This window comes from Serratia sp. M24T3 (assembly GCF_000257645.1).
Taxonomy (GTDB): Bacteria; Pseudomonadota; Gammaproteobacteria; order Enterobacterales; family Enterobacteriaceae; genus Rouxiella.
The window spans coordinates 1-16,510 of the sequence record NZ_AJHJ01000055.1; the positions used below are offsets into that span (position 1 = coordinate 1).

General features: G+C 47.6%; 15 protein-coding genes and 3 pseudogenes. 8 read left to right on the forward strand and 10 right to left on the reverse strand.

Translation table 11 applies throughout. The annotated features are described in order from the left end of the window. Positions 1–73: 73 nt before the first annotated feature. The 6 genes and pseudogenes from SPM24T3_RS23215 to SPM24T3_RS24390 form a co-directional block, all read right to left on the reverse strand. A complete protein-coding gene (locus tag SPM24T3_RS23215) occupies positions 74–790 on the reverse strand; it encodes an HNH endonuclease (protein WP_009639282.1) in 717 nt (238 codons plus the stop codon). A gap of 301 nt (positions 791–1,091) precedes the next feature. Further along, on the reverse strand, positions 1,092–1,436 hold the full coding sequence (locus tag SPM24T3_RS26000) for a DUF1737 domain-containing protein (protein ID WP_237713135.1): 345 nt from the start codon (positions 1,434–1,436) through the stop codon (positions 1,092–1,094). Positions 1,437–1,491: 55 nt separating this feature from the next. Then, positions 1,492–2,028, reverse strand: a complete 537-nt coding sequence (locus SPM24T3_RS23225; RefSeq protein WP_237713136.1) for a GNAT family N-acetyltransferase — start codon at positions 2,026–2,028, stop codon at positions 1,492–1,494. Positions 2,029–2,406: 378 nt separating this feature from the next. Continuing rightward, entirely contained in the window at positions 2,407–3,090 is a 684-nt protein-coding gene (locus SPM24T3_RS23230; RefSeq protein ID WP_009639285.1) for an O-methyltransferase, read from the reverse strand. A 183-nt stretch (positions 3,091–3,273) separates the two neighbouring features. Beyond that, a pseudogene (locus SPM24T3_RS26005) lies at positions 3,274–3,480 on the reverse strand (PLP-dependent aminotransferase family protein); the annotation flags it as partial. Between the two features lie 24 nt (positions 3,481–3,504). Further along, positions 3,505–4,092 carry a TetR/AcrR family transcriptional regulator gene (locus tag SPM24T3_RS24390; RefSeq protein ID WP_009639286.1) on the reverse strand — a complete coding sequence of 196 codons (588 nt, stop codon included), beginning with the start codon at positions 4,090–4,092 and terminating at the stop codon, positions 3,505–3,507. A gap of 110 nt (positions 4,093–4,202) precedes the next feature. On the opposite strand from SPM24T3_RS24390, the gene SPM24T3_RS23240 reads away from it, so the two are divergent. The 7 genes and pseudogenes from SPM24T3_RS23240 (at position 4,203) to SPM24T3_RS23265 (ending at position 9,531) form a co-directional block, all read left to right on the forward strand. Then, the gene (locus SPM24T3_RS23240; RefSeq protein ID WP_009639287.1) at positions 4,203–4,952 is read left to right on the forward strand and encodes an SDR family NAD(P)-dependent oxidoreductase; all 750 of its coding nucleotides are present in this window, start codon (positions 4,203–4,205) and stop codon (positions 4,950–4,952) included. A gap of 33 nt (positions 4,953–4,985) precedes the next feature. After that, positions 4,986–6,425, forward strand: coding sequence for an MDR family MFS transporter (locus SPM24T3_RS23245; protein ID WP_009639288.1), 1,440 nt, complete (start codon positions 4,986–4,988; stop codon positions 6,423–6,425). Between the two features lie 387 nt (positions 6,426–6,812). Next, positions 6,813–7,274, forward strand: coding sequence for a GNAT family N-acetyltransferase (locus SPM24T3_RS24395; RefSeq protein ID WP_009639289.1), 462 nt, complete (start codon positions 6,813–6,815; stop codon positions 7,272–7,274). 301 nt (positions 7,275–7,575) lie between these two features. Next, complete coding sequence (locus tag SPM24T3_RS23255; RefSeq protein WP_009639291.1) at positions 7,576–8,313, forward strand: metallophosphoesterase; 738 nt, start codon at positions 7,576–7,578, stop codon at positions 8,311–8,313. A 268-nt stretch (positions 8,314–8,581) separates the two neighbouring features. Beyond that, positions 8,582–8,739, forward strand: a pseudogene (locus SPM24T3_RS23260) (STM2901 family protein); the annotation flags it as partial. 79 nt (positions 8,740–8,818) lie between these two features. Further along, the gene (locus SPM24T3_RS24980) at positions 8,819–9,187 is read left to right on the forward strand and encodes a tlde1 domain-containing protein (protein WP_071988478.1); all 369 of its coding nucleotides are present in this window, start codon (positions 8,819–8,821) and stop codon (positions 9,185–9,187) included. Beyond that, positions 9,184–9,531 (forward strand): hypothetical protein, encoded by a 348-nt coding sequence (locus SPM24T3_RS23265; RefSeq protein WP_009639293.1) that lies wholly within the window; start codon positions 9,184–9,186, stop codon positions 9,529–9,531. Before SPM24T3_RS24980 ends, SPM24T3_RS23265 begins: the two co-directional genes overlap by 4 nt. 438 nt (positions 9,532–9,969) lie before the next feature. Here SPM24T3_RS23265 and SPM24T3_RS23270 read toward each other — a convergent pair whose 3' ends face one another. The 4 genes from SPM24T3_RS23270 to SPM24T3_RS23285 form a co-directional block, all read right to left on the reverse strand. Beyond that, positions 9,970–13,044 (reverse strand): efflux RND transporter permease subunit, encoded by a 3,075-nt coding sequence (locus SPM24T3_RS23270; RefSeq protein ID WP_009639294.1) that lies wholly within the window; start codon positions 13,042–13,044, stop codon positions 9,970–9,972. Continuing rightward, a complete protein-coding gene (locus SPM24T3_RS23275) occupies positions 13,041–14,183 on the reverse strand; it encodes an efflux RND transporter periplasmic adaptor subunit (protein WP_009639295.1) in 1,143 nt (380 codons plus the stop codon). The genes SPM24T3_RS23270 and SPM24T3_RS23275 overlap by 4 nt, the downstream gene beginning before the upstream one ends. A 105-nt stretch (positions 14,184–14,288) precedes the next feature. Beyond that, positions 14,289–15,455, reverse strand: a complete 1,167-nt coding sequence (locus tag SPM24T3_RS23280) for a cell wall metabolism sensor histidine kinase WalK (protein WP_037379668.1) — start codon at positions 15,453–15,455, stop codon at positions 14,289–14,291. Next, on the reverse strand, positions 15,452–16,153 hold the full coding sequence (locus SPM24T3_RS23285) for a response regulator (protein ID WP_009639297.1): 702 nt from the start codon (positions 16,151–16,153) through the stop codon (positions 15,452–15,454). Before SPM24T3_RS23285 ends, SPM24T3_RS23280 begins: the two co-directional genes overlap by 4 nt. A 127-nt stretch (positions 16,154–16,280) precedes the next feature. Here SPM24T3_RS23285 and SPM24T3_RS24985 point away from each other — a divergent pair. Then, positions 16,281–16,510, forward strand: a pseudogene (locus SPM24T3_RS24985) (MipA/OmpV family protein); the annotation flags it as partial.

Below are 16,510 nucleotides of genomic sequence, written 5' to 3' on the forward strand. Positions count from 1 at the left end.
TTGGCACGGAGCGGTTGTGAGGAGGCTTAGGTCCGCTGTGAGCGAAGAACGGACGTTGAGGGCTATAAGAAGACTACTTAATGTTAGCCGGCTTCAACACAAGCGCGCCGTAGTGTGCTTCGCGGTGACAGTTCGGACAGAGTGCAATAGCATTTTCAACAGAGTCCTCTCCACCGTTAGCAAGCCACTCCACATGATGCACTTCAAGATACGGTCTACCATCTTCCCGATTGAATGGTGCGTCACGTAGGCAACTTTGACACTTACCTCCAGCTAAGGCTAATACCTCTGCTACAACGAGGGGATTACGCTTAAAGGTATAGCTCTTTGTAATGAACCTTTCTGGCGTGGTGTTGGCTGTAGCCAGCTTCTCTCTACGTTGTTCTGAGGTAAGTTGAGACGCTGTTTCTATGGCCTTTTCAAACTCACTTTCAACCGGACGTGTTAGCCATTTGCCGTCTGAAGCTTCATAGATTTCAAACACACCATGAAGTGCGGAATCATAGACCTCGAAAACGTTTCCACGCTTGAAAAGTCGATCATATTCATGGTGGCGATGGGTGGCATCATCTGTTCGTCTGGCAGTCCTGTTAAAACTCCAGTGACCACGATTGCAGTTAACTGCGTTAACTATCAGATTCAAATAAGTATTGTCTTTGTAATGTGGAAATCTTTTCTTTAAAATTGCATCGACCTGAGCAGCCGTGGCTTTTCCAGCAAACTCGTTTTCAACTATCTCAGCGGTTGTTGTACGGATTGGTTTATCACCATAAACATACTTACGAGCCATTTCTCTATTCCTTGAAAAGTTCTGGAAGGTGTTGCTGAAGCATAGGCACAGTGAACATCTTGACCTGTTCCCAGCAAACTAACATAGCATGATGTAAGCAAGTTCCGCTTCTGGCACTAGGCGGACAGCCAACTGAGCCGTACGTCTGCTGTGAGCGAAAGTTCGCAATTGTTCTCACAACTGGTTAAGCCATTACTAACATTACGATATATTAATTAACGGGTTTAAGGTCAAGAGCGATACTGAGGCACGCTGCCAGCAGACACTACTGCTAAGAAGCTCAAGGTATTAAAATCGGACTCTACTGAGCCTCTGGCCATATGATGGCTTGTGCGACAATAACATCTTGACCATTAAACGTCGCGGCTGGGGAACCATATAGTTGATAACCAAGCGACAGCGCTTCTGAAACTCGATGACAAAATTTAGCGTCATCCTTGCCCGTCAGAATGCGATAACAAGGGAGTCCATCTGGAGGTAAATGTAGGTCATCATTTTTTATTTCCGGATTTATCATCATAAGTAAGCCTATCTCAGCTAGTGTTTTTGTCATTGTCGCAATTCTTAACTTCTGGAAGCAATTTAAACATAAAATCCTACTAATCAGTTCACAATAGAGAGATAAAGCGATGTCCACTTTTGGCATTGAGCAGCCCGACGCGGACGGACTGTCCTCTGTGAGCGAAGAACGGACCTGAGTCCTAAAAGGTAAGCCACATTGCAACACGTCGCGCCGGAATGAAACCCTTAGAAATCTCTTCAGCAATTAGGCTTACCAGATGCGGAGGTTGTGCGTGGCTTTCCACAATATTAAATCCTAATTTACCGTAAAATCTGGCATTAAAAGCGACCATCTTGTCTGTTGTCAGCGTGGCACCAGCCAGACCGCGTTGTTGCCCAGTAAGGAGTACTCTCTCCATAAGCAGTCTGCCGATTCCATTTCGCTGCCATTGCGGATGTACATCAATTTCAGCAATGTGCAGCCATGTGCCTTCAACTTTGCCGGCTACAAATCCTACAGGAACTGAATCAGACGTATAGGCCGTTAGTAACAGACCGTTACGACTGAAATTGCTCAGTTCCTCGAGGCTACTTGCCCCCGCCTCGCCTGTTACCGCACCTGCATTACGCAATGTTTCAAAAGCAGCCAGTTCAATAGCGCGAAGCTTGTCAAAGTGCTCAGGATCAGTGGGACCGATGGTGAAATCCATGACTTGGTTCTCAATGAATGATGTCATAATTTTTAGAGCCTTTTGTTCTCTATGAGCTGGAAACAGGAGTGAACCCTTCTCACTGAATGAATCATAACATGATGCATGCTACGTCCGCTTCTGGCACGAAGCTGCCTCTAGAAAATCTTCGGCAGCTATGAGCGAGCTATAGACTTTCATATCCTGAGATTTACACTATTTGGTGATTCAGGGTATGCACTTACTGGTTACGAATATTGAGCGAGAATCATGCGATGATCACCGCTTTTCTTTCGAGCCAGTAAGTGCTCCACGTTCGTTAACGAATACTCAGGGCATAACTCAAGCAGCACAGCTTTTGACAATCCTTGAGAAGTTGTGATTAATAGATGGCGGTGAGTTCGTTCTTCTTAGCGAAAAATATAATCACCGGGCTTTAACGATAGCCATGACGAAACCATCCCATCCTTTTTCACCAACAGTCTGTACTGCTGTAGCTTCAAGTCGCTCATCCTCAGAAATCATCTGAACAAATTCTCGCAGACCTTTAACGTTCGGATCATCACTGCTTGAGTCGATTACACCGCCACCGCGCACAGTGTTATCCCCAACGATAACGGTACCTTGTTGCGACAGTTTGATAGCCCATTCAAGATAGTGTGGATTATTCACTTTATCAGCATCGATAAAAATCAGGTCAAAGGGGGCTTTAAGTGTGGGTAAGACATCAAGTGCTGCCCCAATATGCAACGTAACACGCTCAGCCAGCCCCGCTTTGTTTATATTCTGGCGAGCAACCTCGGCATGATGCTCGTTGAATTCAATTGTCGTTACGCTTCCATGTGGTGGGAGAGCCCTGGCCATCCATATGGTGCTATAACCCCCAAGCGTGCCTATTTCAAGAACACGGACAGCACGTGACATACGAATGAAAATGGCCAGCATTTTTCCCTGCAAAGCAGATACATCGTGTGTGGGCAATCCTTGATCTATGTTATTAGCGAGAGTGTATTTTAAATCTGAGTCTTCAGGGGCGAGCTTTTCAGAAAACCAGGCATCTACCTGTGCCCATTTATCAGAATCTCGCGAAGGATAATCAGGAATTCGCATATGAAATCTATTCTCCTTAAAAAACCATATGAAATTTTAACAGATATTTGTTACATCGGTTGGTATGCCTAACTTTTCTGAAGATTAAAATCAGTAACGTCCGCTCTTGGCACTAACCGGCCCTTTAATTTGGAAACGTCGGCTCTAAGCGAACAACGGACATGCCATTAAATGAATAACTGGTTAAAGATACTGTTCGTACTCCACAGCTTCCCGGACTCTAAGCAACGCTTTTTGTAAGCTCTTAATTGTGACAGACCCAAGAGCAATCCTGAGATCCTGTGGAACGACCAGTGACGTGCTAAAGGGTTCTGCAGTTGAAACGGAAATATTGCAGCCCATCAAATCCCTTGCGACCCGGTCCGCTCTTGCTTCATTTGGTAAAGTTAACCCATCCTTTGGGAAACGGCGGGGTTAGCATGCCTCTACACATGCATTAATAGCCAATGCTGCAATTTGTTTTGCTTTCTTACAAGAAAGCGCCTTTGATGCCAGCCTGTGACGCATCGTCGCCAATCCAATGACATAGGAAGCGATCAACGCTGCGCGAGCTTCAGTATCCTTTCCTGACAAGAGTTTGGATAAGGGACTGATAAACTCTGCGTGAAAAGAATCAGCGATTAGCATGGCAATCTTAGGATTTACTGTTTGGTGAAGTAGCATGCCCAGGGCATCAAATGGATGTGGCTCTTCATCATCCTCTATGTCGTCTTTCAGTATCTGGTCGACAAGATAGGCGCCTAAGTTGTCAAGATCTGGCGGCAAATGCGCTGCCACATCAAATCCGCCTTTGATAGCAGCGGCAAAAAGTTTTTCTTTACTGCCAAAGTATCGATTAATTAATGCAGCGTCGACCCCGGCATCTGCTGCAATGTCACGGGTACCCACACTGTCATAGCCGTATAAAGAGAAGCGGGTTTGTGCAGCAGCAAGGATGCGTTTCTGTGTCTGAGCTGCGTCCCGTACGCTTACCCCTCTCTTTTTATTGCTAATCTCATTCATCCTGGCCTCCTGACTTTGATATTTTCCACATTATGTCATCACGCGTTGACATTAACTAGCTTTGGGTTGAATATCATTGTCATCAACTGATGACAATGATGGGTATAGCAATGAACGAGAAAAAAATGATGGGTAAGGTTGTTGTTGTTACAGGCGGAAGTAGCGGTATTGGTCTGGCGGCAAGTTCCTTGTTTATTAAGGAAGGTGCAACGGTGGTAATTGCGGCTCGAAGCAGTGAGGGGCTTAGAAAGGCAAAAGAAAAGCTAGGAGAAAATGCTAAGACCTTCCCCGTTGATGTAGCTAAACCCGAAGAAATCTGTGCCTTGATGGAGCATGTTGCCACCACTTTCGGACATATCGATGTGCTGTTCGCTAATGCAGGGATATCTGAATGTCCTGATATTCTGCAAACTAATGAGACCTTCTTTGATGATCTTATGAACACCAACGTCAAGGGCGTTTTTTATGCTTTCACATATGCGCTGCCTTGGATGTCAGTTGGCGCCTCAGCTGTTTTCACCAGTTCAGTGATCCAACAACGTGGTAAACCAGGTGATGCGCTTTATGCCGCAAGTAAAGCTGCCGTGCGTAGCTTCGCTCGGACATTCGCCGTCGACTCGCATGTTATCCAAAAGAAAGTCCGCGTCAATGTGGTAAGTCCTGGAGCGATCAAGACCCCTTTGACAGTTCAGGCTACTGATAACCCGGAAATTTCGGCCTGGGTCAGCGACCAGGTTCCTCTGGGACGCTGGGGAGAGGCGGATGAGGTAGCTCGCGCCGTATTGTTCCTTGCTTCCACTGATGCATCCTATCTGACCGGAAGCGAGATTGCCGTTGACGGCGGTCTTGGTCAAGTTTAGTCCCTTAAGTTTCTTAAAGGAGCATAAATAATTATGCAGGGTTCCTCTATTTCCCCTTCGAGTACAACGCAGATTGGCAAGGTCATGCTGCCTTTACTGCTCGTGTTGTTTATCAGCACGCTAGATCAAACGATTGTTGCTACGGCCTTGGGGCCGATTAGCCTTGTTTTGGGAAACCAATTGCTGGCGCCCTGGGTTGCCACCGCCTATCTGTTGACCAGTGCGGTAACGACACTGCTTTTCGGTAAACTAAGCGATATTACTGGGCGAAAATTAATGCTTCAGGTCAGTATTGTTATTTTTGTTGTAGGGTCCTTGCTTTGTGCCTTAGCGCCGACCATGTTGTGGTTGATCGTTTTCCGTGCCCTACAGGGTATTGGCGGCGGCGGATTAAACTCACTGGTCATGACGGTCGTTGGTGAGTTGATTGCTGCTCGCGAACGAGCACGTTACCAGGCTATTTTGGGGATGGTGCCTGCACTGGCAGTCATCGCAGGGCCGGTAATGGGCGGTTTTATCGTCGCACATTGGGATTGGATGTGGATTTTCATGATAAATATTCCAGTTGGTGTGCTGGCATTTATGTTATTGGCCGCTCGTTTGCACCTCCCTCACCTCCGCTTGCCGCGTAAGCTCGATATCAGTGGTGGTTTGCTTGTAACACTCTTCACGACAGCTATTCTGCTTTTGGCGACTGAGAATGGTAAAGGAATATGGTCCTCCTGGATTTTAGGCCTTATTGCTGGCTTATGTTTTTTCGCCTATTTGTTCGTCGAGTCACGTGCTGTTGAACCTATAACTCCGTTGCATTTGTTTAAAAACCGTATTTTTTCTATCGCATCCATTTTATTTTTCCTCTCCACTGCAGTGCTTTTTATATGCATGATCTTTGTTCCTCTTATGCTCCAACAAGTGTTTGGGTTGGGGAGTTTGGGAGCTGGCGGCAGCATTGTCCCTTTGTTGCTTGGCCTAATTTTGGGAACCTTAGTCAGTGGCGGTGTGATTACTAAAACGGGTAGCTATAAAATATTCCCGGTTCTCGGCGCAATATTCTCCGCTTTGGGGCTTTATGCCATGAGTCTCATCAAACTTCATACTTCGTTGACTATGATAATGCTGTCGTTGGGATTGGTCGGTATCGGCCTAGGTTTTTTCATTCAGGTAACTATTCTGGCCGGGCAAAACGCAGTATCGCACCGCGAAATCGGGGTAGCTACCGGGGCACTCAACTTCTTCAAGACGTTAGGCGGAGCCGTTGGAACGGCGGTTTTTGGTGCCATCCAGACTTCCGCCACGCAGAGTCTGTCGGGAGTAAAGCCTGAACAAATGATTTCTTCTTTCCAAGCGGTGTATTTTTGGGCATTGCCGCTTATGGTAATAGCATTAATCCTAGCGTTGTTGATGCCGGAAAAACCGCTTTCAGAAGAGGTGTTAGAAATTGCAGAGGGGAAAGTCGATGTGCTTGAATATTGAGAAAAAGCAACACAAAATGGTCGCATGGAGCAGGAAGACGATATCAGCATAGGTCAGTGGTCAGTCTCGGCATGAGAAACTGGAGACTGATTTTTACAACAAACCCATCTCTTGGCGGCTTCAATTACCATTACTGTGCGCCGCCTTGCGCATTACCTGAGCACAGGGGTTGAAATTGAGAAAGCTAGTTGATTCCGGCCTATTAACTAAACCCTAAATAGCCGACAGTTCAACGATACTCCCTCAAACGGCTAATGCCCGCACTTGGCACGGAGCGGACTTGTGAGGAGGCTTAGGTCCGCTGAGAGCGAACAGCGGACATTACATTTCATCGCAGCCAATTTAACGTACAGTGATTCCTTTGAAGTTTCTATGCAGAATTTATAAATGGTTATTGAATTGCAGCCAGTCTCACTTGCAGACAAAAATACTCTCCGGTCCATGTTTTCTCCTTACCTCAAAGAACTGTTTCACTGTGAGGACATGGAAGAAGATGACCCTTTTTTCGACAGATACTGGATCGATGAAGATAGGTGGCCATATTTCATCACCAAGGATAAGACGATTGTGGGATTTGCATTGATAAACACCTGGTCCCCGTCTGGAAAAGGCACTAACTATTCTGTTGCGGAATTTTATGTCCTCCCCGAGCATCGTGCAGGAGGTATCGGAAAACATGCTTTCACAAAACTTCTAAAGTTACATTCTGGAGTGTGGGAGATAAATATAATGAAAGACAACGCAGCGGGAATGAGGTTTTGGGAAAAGGTCATACAGGTCACTGATAAGGTATCAATTGAAAAAATTGCGTTAGAGAGTGATGTCGTGTTCCGCTTGTCCGGTCATTAAGCATCGATTCATAGTTGTAGGCAACCGCGAAATCCACACCCTTTGTCCGCTAAGAGCGAACAGCGGATGTTACGCATCCCTGCTAACATTGGCTCTGAGCTGTCATAATTGAACTTAGCGATTCATTGTGAATTCCCGAACGCCTTTGCAGCCAGTCTGATTCATCGCAACTTTTTGAATTACTGTTCCTAATTAATCTGTCCATTGTTGCCATTAGTGGTTAAAAACATGAAATTTGAAACCGGATTCATGGTTATGAATCACGACCTTGTTCCCCACACAACAATCGTATGAGGTTTTTATGCTGATAGCGCAGGTTTCAGACATTCACGCCTCACCCGAAAATGACCATCTGTTTCGCTTCGACCAGGTACTAAATTGGCTTACGCATCTGCAGCCAGACGTACTGGTAGTTACAGGTGATCTAACAGATGGGTATTGGCAGGAAGGTTATATAAAAATAGCTGACCGTCTGAATCAGCAAAACTACCCTTCGTTGGTCCTGCCGGGTAACTCAGACGACCGCTGTCTGTTGCGTTCTGTTTGGGATAAGAACAGATGGGTGCACGATACCCAAGGAGAGGCCCTGCACTTCATTCATAACATCGGTGGCATTCGTCTAGTTGGTCTGGATTCGACGATTGATTATAAGGATTACGGCAGTGTGACTGACCATCTGGAATGGTTGGATAATCAACTTAGCGACGCATGCAGCCCTCCGTCATTGCTGTTTCTGCACCATCACGTATTTGCATCTGGCATACCAACGCTAGACGAAACGATGTGCAGAGGTCTGCCTGAGATGGAAGATTTGATTAGACGCGCCCCGACCAGACTACTCGCCATTTCTTCAGGCCATGTCCACAGACCAATGGCGGGTACGTTTGCGGACATACCTGCCTACATTTGTGGCTCCGTTTGCCCGGCTAATCCTGTCTGGTTTGGAACAGTAAATGCTCCTCCTGCGAATGACCCGCCAGCATTGATGATTCACCGCTACGTCAGTAACTCCCTTACCAGTCATTACGTTTGCGTTTAACAGGTATTCAGAAAAGCATAGACCTCATAAAAATGACCTGATCCCCAGTGATCAACACATAATATTGTGCGTGAGCAACGTCCGCTCCTGGCATGGGGCAGACAGACCAACAAATCTCAGGTCTGGTTTGAGCGAAGAACGGAATTTCACAGTTGTACTTAATACTGATCTTATATATCGCTGCCTTAATCAATCGGGGCAGGTCACGTGACCTCAATCCAAGCTTTTGATAGCACGATTTAATTGATAATCATCAGGTACCTAATGGATGGATACTACAGACAACTTAACGGCAAGTATTTTTTTAACGGGATGTCAAATCTTAGCGCCGGTGAACTTGCTTTCTGGATTGTTGTTGACGAGGCACAGAAACAGCTTGGTGTAGAGGATATTTTTGCTCTAGCGCTAATCATTGGCGGTATTCCAAACCTAAATCCTGACCTGCAGTTCAGTCATTTATTTAGTATGCTGGCGATTCGAATCGCCGTTTTTTGAAGGAGCAACTTTGACTTGGGTATATCAACAAAGCACAGGTGAGCTAACAAAGGATGGGCGCCTAATTGCGAAAGGCTATTCAGGGAAAGGTGCTGGGAAAAATAATCCAGCCTTAGAAGGCACTCCGAGCATTGGACCATTGCCAACAGGTGACTATTCGATCATTGGGCATCCATTTCACCACCCACACACTGGCATTTTCTCAATGAGGCTATTTCCCAATCCACGGAATCGCATGTTTGGCCGTTCAGGGTTCCTTATTCATGGAGATAGCGTTAAGCATCCAGGCTCAGCTTCTGATGGCTGCATCATCCTTCCCCTTCCCGTTAGGCAAAGGCTTTGGAGTAGTGGCGACAGAAGCATCGAGGTAGTGAAATGAAGAAAAAATCTATGGTAGTAGTATTCGCGTTATTACCTTTTTTTGCGATGGCAAAAACGAAAGCGCCCGACTGTCACTCCTGGCCAATGAACATGGCTGAGGGATGGTTGAAAAATGCCGGTATCGTCGACATACAGAATTTGGATGAGCCAAAAACGGAAGTGAAGTTATTGGCTTCCGAAAGCAAAGGCAAAGATTTATACACACAAATCTATCAGTTTGTCTTTCATGCAAAAGACGGCAAGGTATATCAGGTGATCACAAAAAGTGATGCATCTAATGAGGAGTGTTCAATGAGCGAGGTCAACAGCTACCTTGTTTCAAAGAGTGAGATAAATTACTAACGCCAATACCGATACCAGGCAAACTGCGGCGCAATCCACCGGTTGGTAAACCTGTACCTGATAATCTCTGATCTGGATGCATTTTAGGCTATGACTTCCATTAGTAATGGTCAAAAAAGTTATTTTTCCAACTCAAAATGCCGTAGAACAGCCAATGCTAGCTGCATTGGTTGATCTGTACTAGTCATCTTGGTGGCATCAGTCCGGAAGCTTTCGAAAAGGCCTCGTCGTGAGGACAGGAATTGTTTACTGGAACGGGGGCACTCCATTACCGAGCAACGTTAGCCATAATAATCATTATCAAGTCTGACACTCTGGATATACCTTCCAACGTTATGCAGCCGGAAGGTGGCTTGTTTGGCATTTAACGGGCTGCAAAAAATTAACCGCGCTAGCTTGTGCAATAATATTCAACGAAACACAATACTATTTCATGCTTTAGCTAGCGTGTTTATTTTTCCATTTCAGCTCAACTTCCATCACGACACTTATTGATGCAGGCAACACAGTCAGTGTAATGAGTGTGGCAACAAACAAGCCTCCGATGATGGCGTAGGCCATTGGCCCCCAAAAAACCTGCTCCGAGATAGGGATCATACCTAAAATTGCCGCTGACGCAGTCAACAGAATCGGCCGCGAACGGTGAAGGGCCGCGCTGACGATTGCGTTTTGTTGCGCCATCCCTGCACGGAAATTGCTGTCGACCTCACTAATAAGAATAACGGCATTGCGAATAATCATCCCTGACAATGCAATGATACCCAACAAAGCCACAAAGCCCATCGGCGTTCCGCTGGGTAGCATCGCAAGCACGATGCCAATCAGGGCAAAGGGAGCCATAAGCAAAGCGACAAGCATGCGGGAAACACTTTGCAGTTGAATCATTAGCAATACCAGCATGACGAATAAAGTGATTGGCAACACTGCGTAAACTGAATTGTTCCCCTTGGCTGATTCAGCAGCAGTGCCTCCCTCTTCAATGTTATAGCCTTCAGGGAGCGAACGGCGCAGTTTGTCTACAAGAGGAGAGAGTTGCTTTGAAACCGACTCGGCTTGCATACCAGGTGCCAAGTCGGTTTGCACTGTGATGAAAGACAATCGCTGTCTGCGCCAGATAATCGGGTCACTCACGCCCCATCTCAACGTCGCCACCTGACTTATTGGGACTTTGCCCCCGTTGGTCGATGTTACCTTCAGATTGGCAAGCGTATCCAAATCGAGTCTCTCACGGTCATTGGATCTTAATACCACGTCAATTAACCTATTGTTATCACGCAGGGTAGTCACCACGCTTCCTGACCAAATAGTGTTTAGCACCGCCGACAGGCTCTCGGAAGATACACCGGCGGAACGAGCAGCCGTTTGATTAACCTCAAGCGTAACGACACGCTCCGGTTCTCCGGCAGTAAGATTCACCTCTCGCGTCAAGTTACTGTTGCCTACGATGCCCTCAAGATGCTGTGCCAACTGGCGAACCTCGTTGTAGTCTGGTCCACTGATGCGATATTTAAGCGGCCATCCAACGGGTGGCCCGAGTTCAAGCGGCGACACTCGCGTCGTGATATCTCTGAAATCTAGAGCAAGATGTGAATTTAACTGCTGCTGAAGCCTGTCTCTGTCTTTCAGGTTCCTGGCTACAACGACTAGCTGGGATGTATTTTCGTTATCCAGTAAAACCTCCATGGGTAAATAAAATCTTACAGCCCCAGAACCGACGTAGCTTGAAAAGTGATCAACGTATCGATTCTTCTTCAGCCAATCTTCCAGTCTGCTTGTTTGCCTTGCTGTTTCTACCTGCGATGCATTGGCAGGAAGCGTCAGGCTCACCAGCAGTTCTGGCCTGTCGGAGGCTGGAAAGAACTCCCCCTGCATAAAGGTGGTGCCATAAGCTGACAGCCCAAGCAGAAAAACGGCTATGAAAAGAGTCAGGCCACGGTGAGCCAAAGTGGCGTCTACTATTCGTTGATAAAAACGAAGCAGTCTTCCGGGGGAGCCGCTGTGTGGTTTTATTTTTGGCGATAAGATCCAGGTGCCGATTAAGGGCGAAAATAAAACCGCAACGGCCCAGGAACTCAAAAGTGATATCAGAACCACGGCAAACAGTGAAAAGCAATACTCACCCGCGCTGGATGCAGCAAAACCCACGGGAATAAATCCGGCAATCATTACAAGCGTACCGGTCAGCATGGGAAAGGCGGTAGTCTCAAAGGCGTAAGTCGCCGCGTGCCAGCGGCTATCTCCTGCCTCCATTCTGGAAATCATTGTCTCAACAGTGATCATCGCGTCATCAACCATGAGTCCCAGCGCGATAATCAGTGCCCCCAGTGAAATACGCTGGAGCCCAATCCCTGTTAGCATCATGCCAATAAACGTTATGGCCAATACCAATGGGATAGCCGTGGCAACGACCAACCCGGCCCGAGTTCCCAAAGATATAAAAGAGACAGCCAAAACGATAATAATGGCTTCTACCAGCACTCTAATGAATCCGTTTACGGCCTGCTTTACAACAGCGGACTGGTCGGCAACCGTAGTCATCTCGATACCGTGAGGAAGGGCATGTCGAATAGCGTTCATTCGCTGGTTGAGCTCGCGGCCAAAACTGAGCATATTGCCCGTTTTGGCCATTGAGATTGCCATCCCAATCGCAGGATGCCCGTTAACTCTGAAGGCCGGAGACGGCGGCTCGGCAACCTGCCGGCTAATCGAGGCAATATCAGTTAAGGGGATGTAACGCCCGTCAAGATGCAACGTTATCTCTTTCAGGCTTTGCTGCGTCCTCAGCGCCCCGCTCACATGGAACGTAATGTTTTCACGATCGCCGCGCAGCGTGCCGCTGGGTACTACTGCGTTTTGTTGCTTCAAGGCATCAGAGATTTGTTGCAGGGTGATCCCCATTCCCGCAAGCTGGCGCGGTGAAAAAGCAACAACCATTTGTTCTTCTTGCACACCCAGTAGACTGATTTTCCCTATATTGGGTAATGACATCAGACTGCGTTGAATGGCCTCCACTCTGTCGCGCAATTCACTTTCTGTAAAACCATCCGCAGTAAACCCATAAATCGTGCCGAAAGTGTCGTCAAACTCATCGTTGACGGTAGGTGCCTGGACACCGGCTGGGAGCGAGGGGGAAATATCCTGCATTTTTTTGCGCACCTGATACCAGATATCGGGTACGGAGGCTGGCGGAGTGTCCTCTCGCAAATAAACAAATATAACTGACTGCCCTGCCCGCGTGTTGCTTTCGACATAATCAAGGTAAGGAATTTCTTGTAACTTCTTCTCCAGCACATCGGTGACAAGATTAACGGTGTCATGAACATTGGCGCCAGGCCACTGAGCCGAAACCACAGCAGTCTTTATAGTAAACGCCGGGTCTTCGTTACGATTCAGATTTTCATACCCCCAGCTCCCCGCGGCCAACAATAGCAGCATGAAAAATGAGACTACCTGTTGATGGTTAAGCGCCCAGGCCGAAAGATTAAATGCCCTTTTGGATCTATCACCGTTCATTCCAGGCCCTCCCCAAGGCTCACTTTCTCCCCTTGGCGTAGTTTGCTCACTCCTGCTGTTACGACGGTTTCACCGGCCCGGATCCCCGACGAAATGAAAACTTCGCTGGTAGAAAATCTACCGATAATTACCGGACGCATTTCAAGCTGCAGATTTCTGCGATCAACGATAAAAACTGCCGGTGTCCCTCCTGACTGGGAAAGAGAAGAAGCCGGAAGCCGAATCCCCCCGAGCCCTGCTTCTGGTAATGGCGCTTGTACACTTGCGCCAAGGGCCATCGCCCGCGGGGGATTGTTCAGCGAAATTCGAACGCGCCAGGTACGTGTTTGAGGATCAGCCTGGGGACTTATATCCCTTAAGACTCCATGGGCTGTAATGGCGGGATCGGAGAGAAGGGAAACATTGAGGCTTTGAACATTTTTCAGAGCCCGAACCTGAGACTCCGAAAGGTCAAATACTGCGTCGAGCCCCGTAGCTTCGGCCAAGGTGACAACAGTCTGCCCTGCGCCAACGACTTGCCCGGACGAGGCGCTAACCTGGGTTATTACGCCCGGCGCAGGGGCAGTGAGTCGAGTCCAGTCCAGGTTTTCCCGTGCATTTTTCAGAGCATTTTCACTTGTCTGACGATGAGATAAGGCGGATTGCCAGTCTACCATTGCATTATCCAGCTGCACCCGTGCAATCGCCCCCGAAGGCATTAAAATTTTCATTCGTCTGAGATTGGCTGCCGCCACCTGTTCGCTAACGATGGCACTTTGCAGATCGGCGCGTGCGCTGTTGAACTGATTTTCGCCGGTTTCACTTTCAAGTGAGGCGAGTAGCTCCCCCTTTTTAACCTCGTCGCCCACCTCAACACGTCGAGTAAGCAGCCTGCCGCCAAGACGAAACCCCAACGTAAGCTCGTCGTGGGCACGAATTTCACCGGTTTGGTTGTGAAAAATTGACAATGTAGGTTGAGGTGCAACCACAAAACGCACTGGCCGCGGCGAAAGAGCAACCTTTTGCTGCTTTTCACCACAACCATTCAGACCGATTAAAAAAGACAGCAAAATAAGCCCAATTAAAAAATGAGTTATTTTACAAGATGAAATGATATGGCTAATTGCCTGGCGAGCTAAATCTGCAAAAGTGTCTGTCATGACCCTGCCCCTGAATTGATATAACGCTATTCAATCCAGCATTGGTCCAGATTCCCCCTATATTTCATCAAGGGACCGTCAAGACTGACACTTTTTTATTTATTTTTACTTATCGGGAAATTGAATGACGACTTTTAGCCCGCCATTTTCTGCATTTTGGGCCATAATCCTGCCTCCATGAGATTCGCAGATTGCTCGGGCTATGGACAGGCCCAGGCCACTGCCGCCAAAATGACGGGCGCGCGACGTTTCAGCTCTGGTGAATCGTTCAAACATCAGCGGAAGGAAGGCTTCAGACACCCCTTTCCCTTTATCACAAAACGAAATCTGATACGCATCGGCCAACCTTTCCACATAAATGTCCAGGGTGCCGCCTTCCGAAGCATAGCGTAGGGCATTTTCCATCAAGATAGTAAACACCTGCCCCAACCGGAATGGATCACCTTTGAAACGGCACTTAGCCGGTGCATGAACAGCAATAACCATTCTGGTGGTTTCAGCTTGCGGCTTTATCCACATCACCCGTTCCTGCAACAGCTCGGCGAGATCCCACTCAAAGATATCAAGGCTGAGCTCCCCGGCATCGGCCAGCGAAAGCAGGTGCAGTTCATCTATCAGACGATTTAAACTGACTAGCTGTTTCATGACCATTTCCAGCTGCCTGGGTTCTGGCTGAAATACGCCGTCGATCATTCCCTGAAGTCGCCCCATCGCGGCCGTGAGCGGAGAGCGCAGCTCATGTGCCATCGCGACATGGGAGGCATGCAGCTCGCGCTCGTAGCGCGAAAGTTGCTGGACCATAGTATTGAAATCTTCCGTGAATTGAACCAGTTCCGAGGGCGCTCCCTTAACCAATGCCGCCTGAGTTTCAAAGTCACCTCTGGCCACTTCACGTGCAGACGAAGCCAAACGACTAAATTGTAAAGAGAGCGGCAGAGCAGACCGCAGTCCAAAAAAAACAATAAATGGGATCGTCACGACGACCAAAATCCCAACGGTGATCCAGTCGGCGGAAGCAATCGAGGGATCCGAAAATCGTATACCCCACCATTTATCTACAATTTGATGAAAACGTTGAGGATTAATTTCAGGATTCAGAAGCAGTAATTTAAACTCTGCACTGACTGATGAAGGCATTTCATGCAGTCGCAACAGCTCAACCAGCGCGAATCTAGACCACATGCACAGGGCAATAAGGCACACAGAGCCAATCGCAAGCAGCAGGATACGCACACATATCCAGCGCCATAGAGATTGATGTCGGCTGTTCATGGTTGTCTGAACCGGTAACCGACACTGCGCACATTGACCAGCACATGACTAATGCCTGCTGACTCCAGTTTCTTACGCAGGTTATAAACGTGTGTATCCACCACGCGCTCTAACGCCTCGCTCTCGGGCAGACAATTTTCTAAAAGATACTGCCGTGAAAAAGGCCGTGTTGCAGAACTCATCAAAGTAGATAGGATACTGAATTCTGTGGGCGTTAAATCGAGATACGATTTGCTCTCTTGCTCACCGGTAATGCTTGCGGTCAGGGCTGTGACATCGACTTCTAAATTCTGCCAGCGCAAAACCACCTGTTCCTGGCCTTGAGTATTACCCGAAGTCCTGCGCAGCACGGCTTGTACTCGCGCGACAACTTCACCGGGGTTATAAGGCTTGACGACATAATCATCCGCCCCATAGCGAAGCGCACCAATTTTATCGGGCAAATCTCCCATGGCAGTTACCATGATAACCGGGGTATTATTTTTACGGCGCACTGACGCCAATACTTCCGTCCCACTCATCCCCGGCAGCATCACATCCAGTAATATAAGATCGGGTTTCCAGCGCAGTGCCATATCCAGCCCCGAGAGACCATCCCCGACAACTATTACTTCGTACATCTCTCGTTTTAAATATGCTTCCAGAACATTGGCCGCATCAACATCATCTTCAATAATCAGGATCCGCTTATTTTGCATATTTACTACCTTGACTGTTTCTCGATAATTCCCTGACAGTTCATTGATACTGCCTCTTCATACTCTGAGTTTCATACGCGGCCGTAATCCGCTTTGATTTGCGAGTCATGAGTGACGAGGTTTTATAATGATAACCAGAAAACTACTCCTTCACATTACCTGTTTTTTATTTGCAGGAAACGTAACAAACACATTAGCAGATACCACTGCTGCTAGTCAGCAGAGCTTAAATCTTGGCCTGGCGGTGCAAAATTCCCCTCGCTACAGCGGTTCTGAAAATAGACATTGGCAATTTGCTCCTATCGTTCAGGCACGCGATGGCGCTTTTTTCTTTGATTCGCAAAAGGGGCTGGGATA

What these genes read in the sequence shown, in the direction of transcription:
- SPM24T3_RS23215 (WP_009639282.1), bottom strand. Translation starts at nt 790, where the DNA reads ATGGCTCGTAAGTATGTTTATGGTGATAAACCAATCCGTACAACAACC.
- SPM24T3_RS26000 (WP_237713135.1), bottom strand. Translation starts at nt 1,436, where the DNA reads ATGCCAAAAGTGGACATCGCTTTATCTCTCTATTGTGAACTGATTAGT.
- SPM24T3_RS23225 (WP_237713136.1), bottom strand. Translation starts at nt 2,028, where the DNA reads ATGACATCATTCATTGAGAACCAAGTCATGGATTTCACCATCGGTCCC.
- SPM24T3_RS23230 (WP_009639285.1), bottom strand. Translation starts at nt 3,090, where the DNA reads ATGCGAATTCCTGATTATCCTTCGCGAGATTCTGATAAATGGGCACAG.
- SPM24T3_RS24390 (WP_009639286.1), bottom strand. Translation starts at nt 4,092, where the DNA reads ATGAATGAGATTAGCAATAAAAAGAGAGGGGTAAGCGTACGGGACGCA.
- SPM24T3_RS23240 (WP_009639287.1), top strand. Translation starts at nt 4,203, where the DNA reads ATGAACGAGAAAAAAATGATGGGTAAGGTTGTTGTTGTTACAGGCGGA.
- SPM24T3_RS23245 (WP_009639288.1), top strand. Translation starts at nt 4,986, where the DNA reads ATGCAGGGTTCCTCTATTTCCCCTTCGAGTACAACGCAGATTGGCAAG.
- SPM24T3_RS24395 (WP_009639289.1), top strand. Translation starts at nt 6,813, where the DNA reads ATGGTTATTGAATTGCAGCCAGTCTCACTTGCAGACAAAAATACTCTC.
- SPM24T3_RS23255 (WP_009639291.1), top strand. Translation starts at nt 7,576, where the DNA reads ATGCTGATAGCGCAGGTTTCAGACATTCACGCCTCACCCGAAAATGAC.
- SPM24T3_RS23265 (WP_009639293.1), top strand. Translation starts at nt 9,184, where the DNA reads ATGAAGAAAAAATCTATGGTAGTAGTATTCGCGTTATTACCTTTTTTT.
- SPM24T3_RS23270 (WP_009639294.1), bottom strand. Translation starts at nt 13,044, where the DNA reads ATGAACGGTGATAGATCCAAAAGGGCATTTAATCTTTCGGCCTGGGCG.
- SPM24T3_RS23275 (WP_009639295.1), bottom strand. Translation starts at nt 14,183, where the DNA reads ATGACAGACACTTTTGCAGATTTAGCTCGCCAGGCAATTAGCCATATC.
- SPM24T3_RS23280 (WP_037379668.1), bottom strand. Translation starts at nt 15,455, where the DNA reads ATGAACAGCCGACATCAATCTCTATGGCGCTGGATATGTGTGCGTATC.
- SPM24T3_RS23285 (WP_009639297.1), bottom strand. Translation starts at nt 16,153, where the DNA reads ATGCAAAATAAGCGGATCCTGATTATTGAAGATGATGTTGATGCGGCC.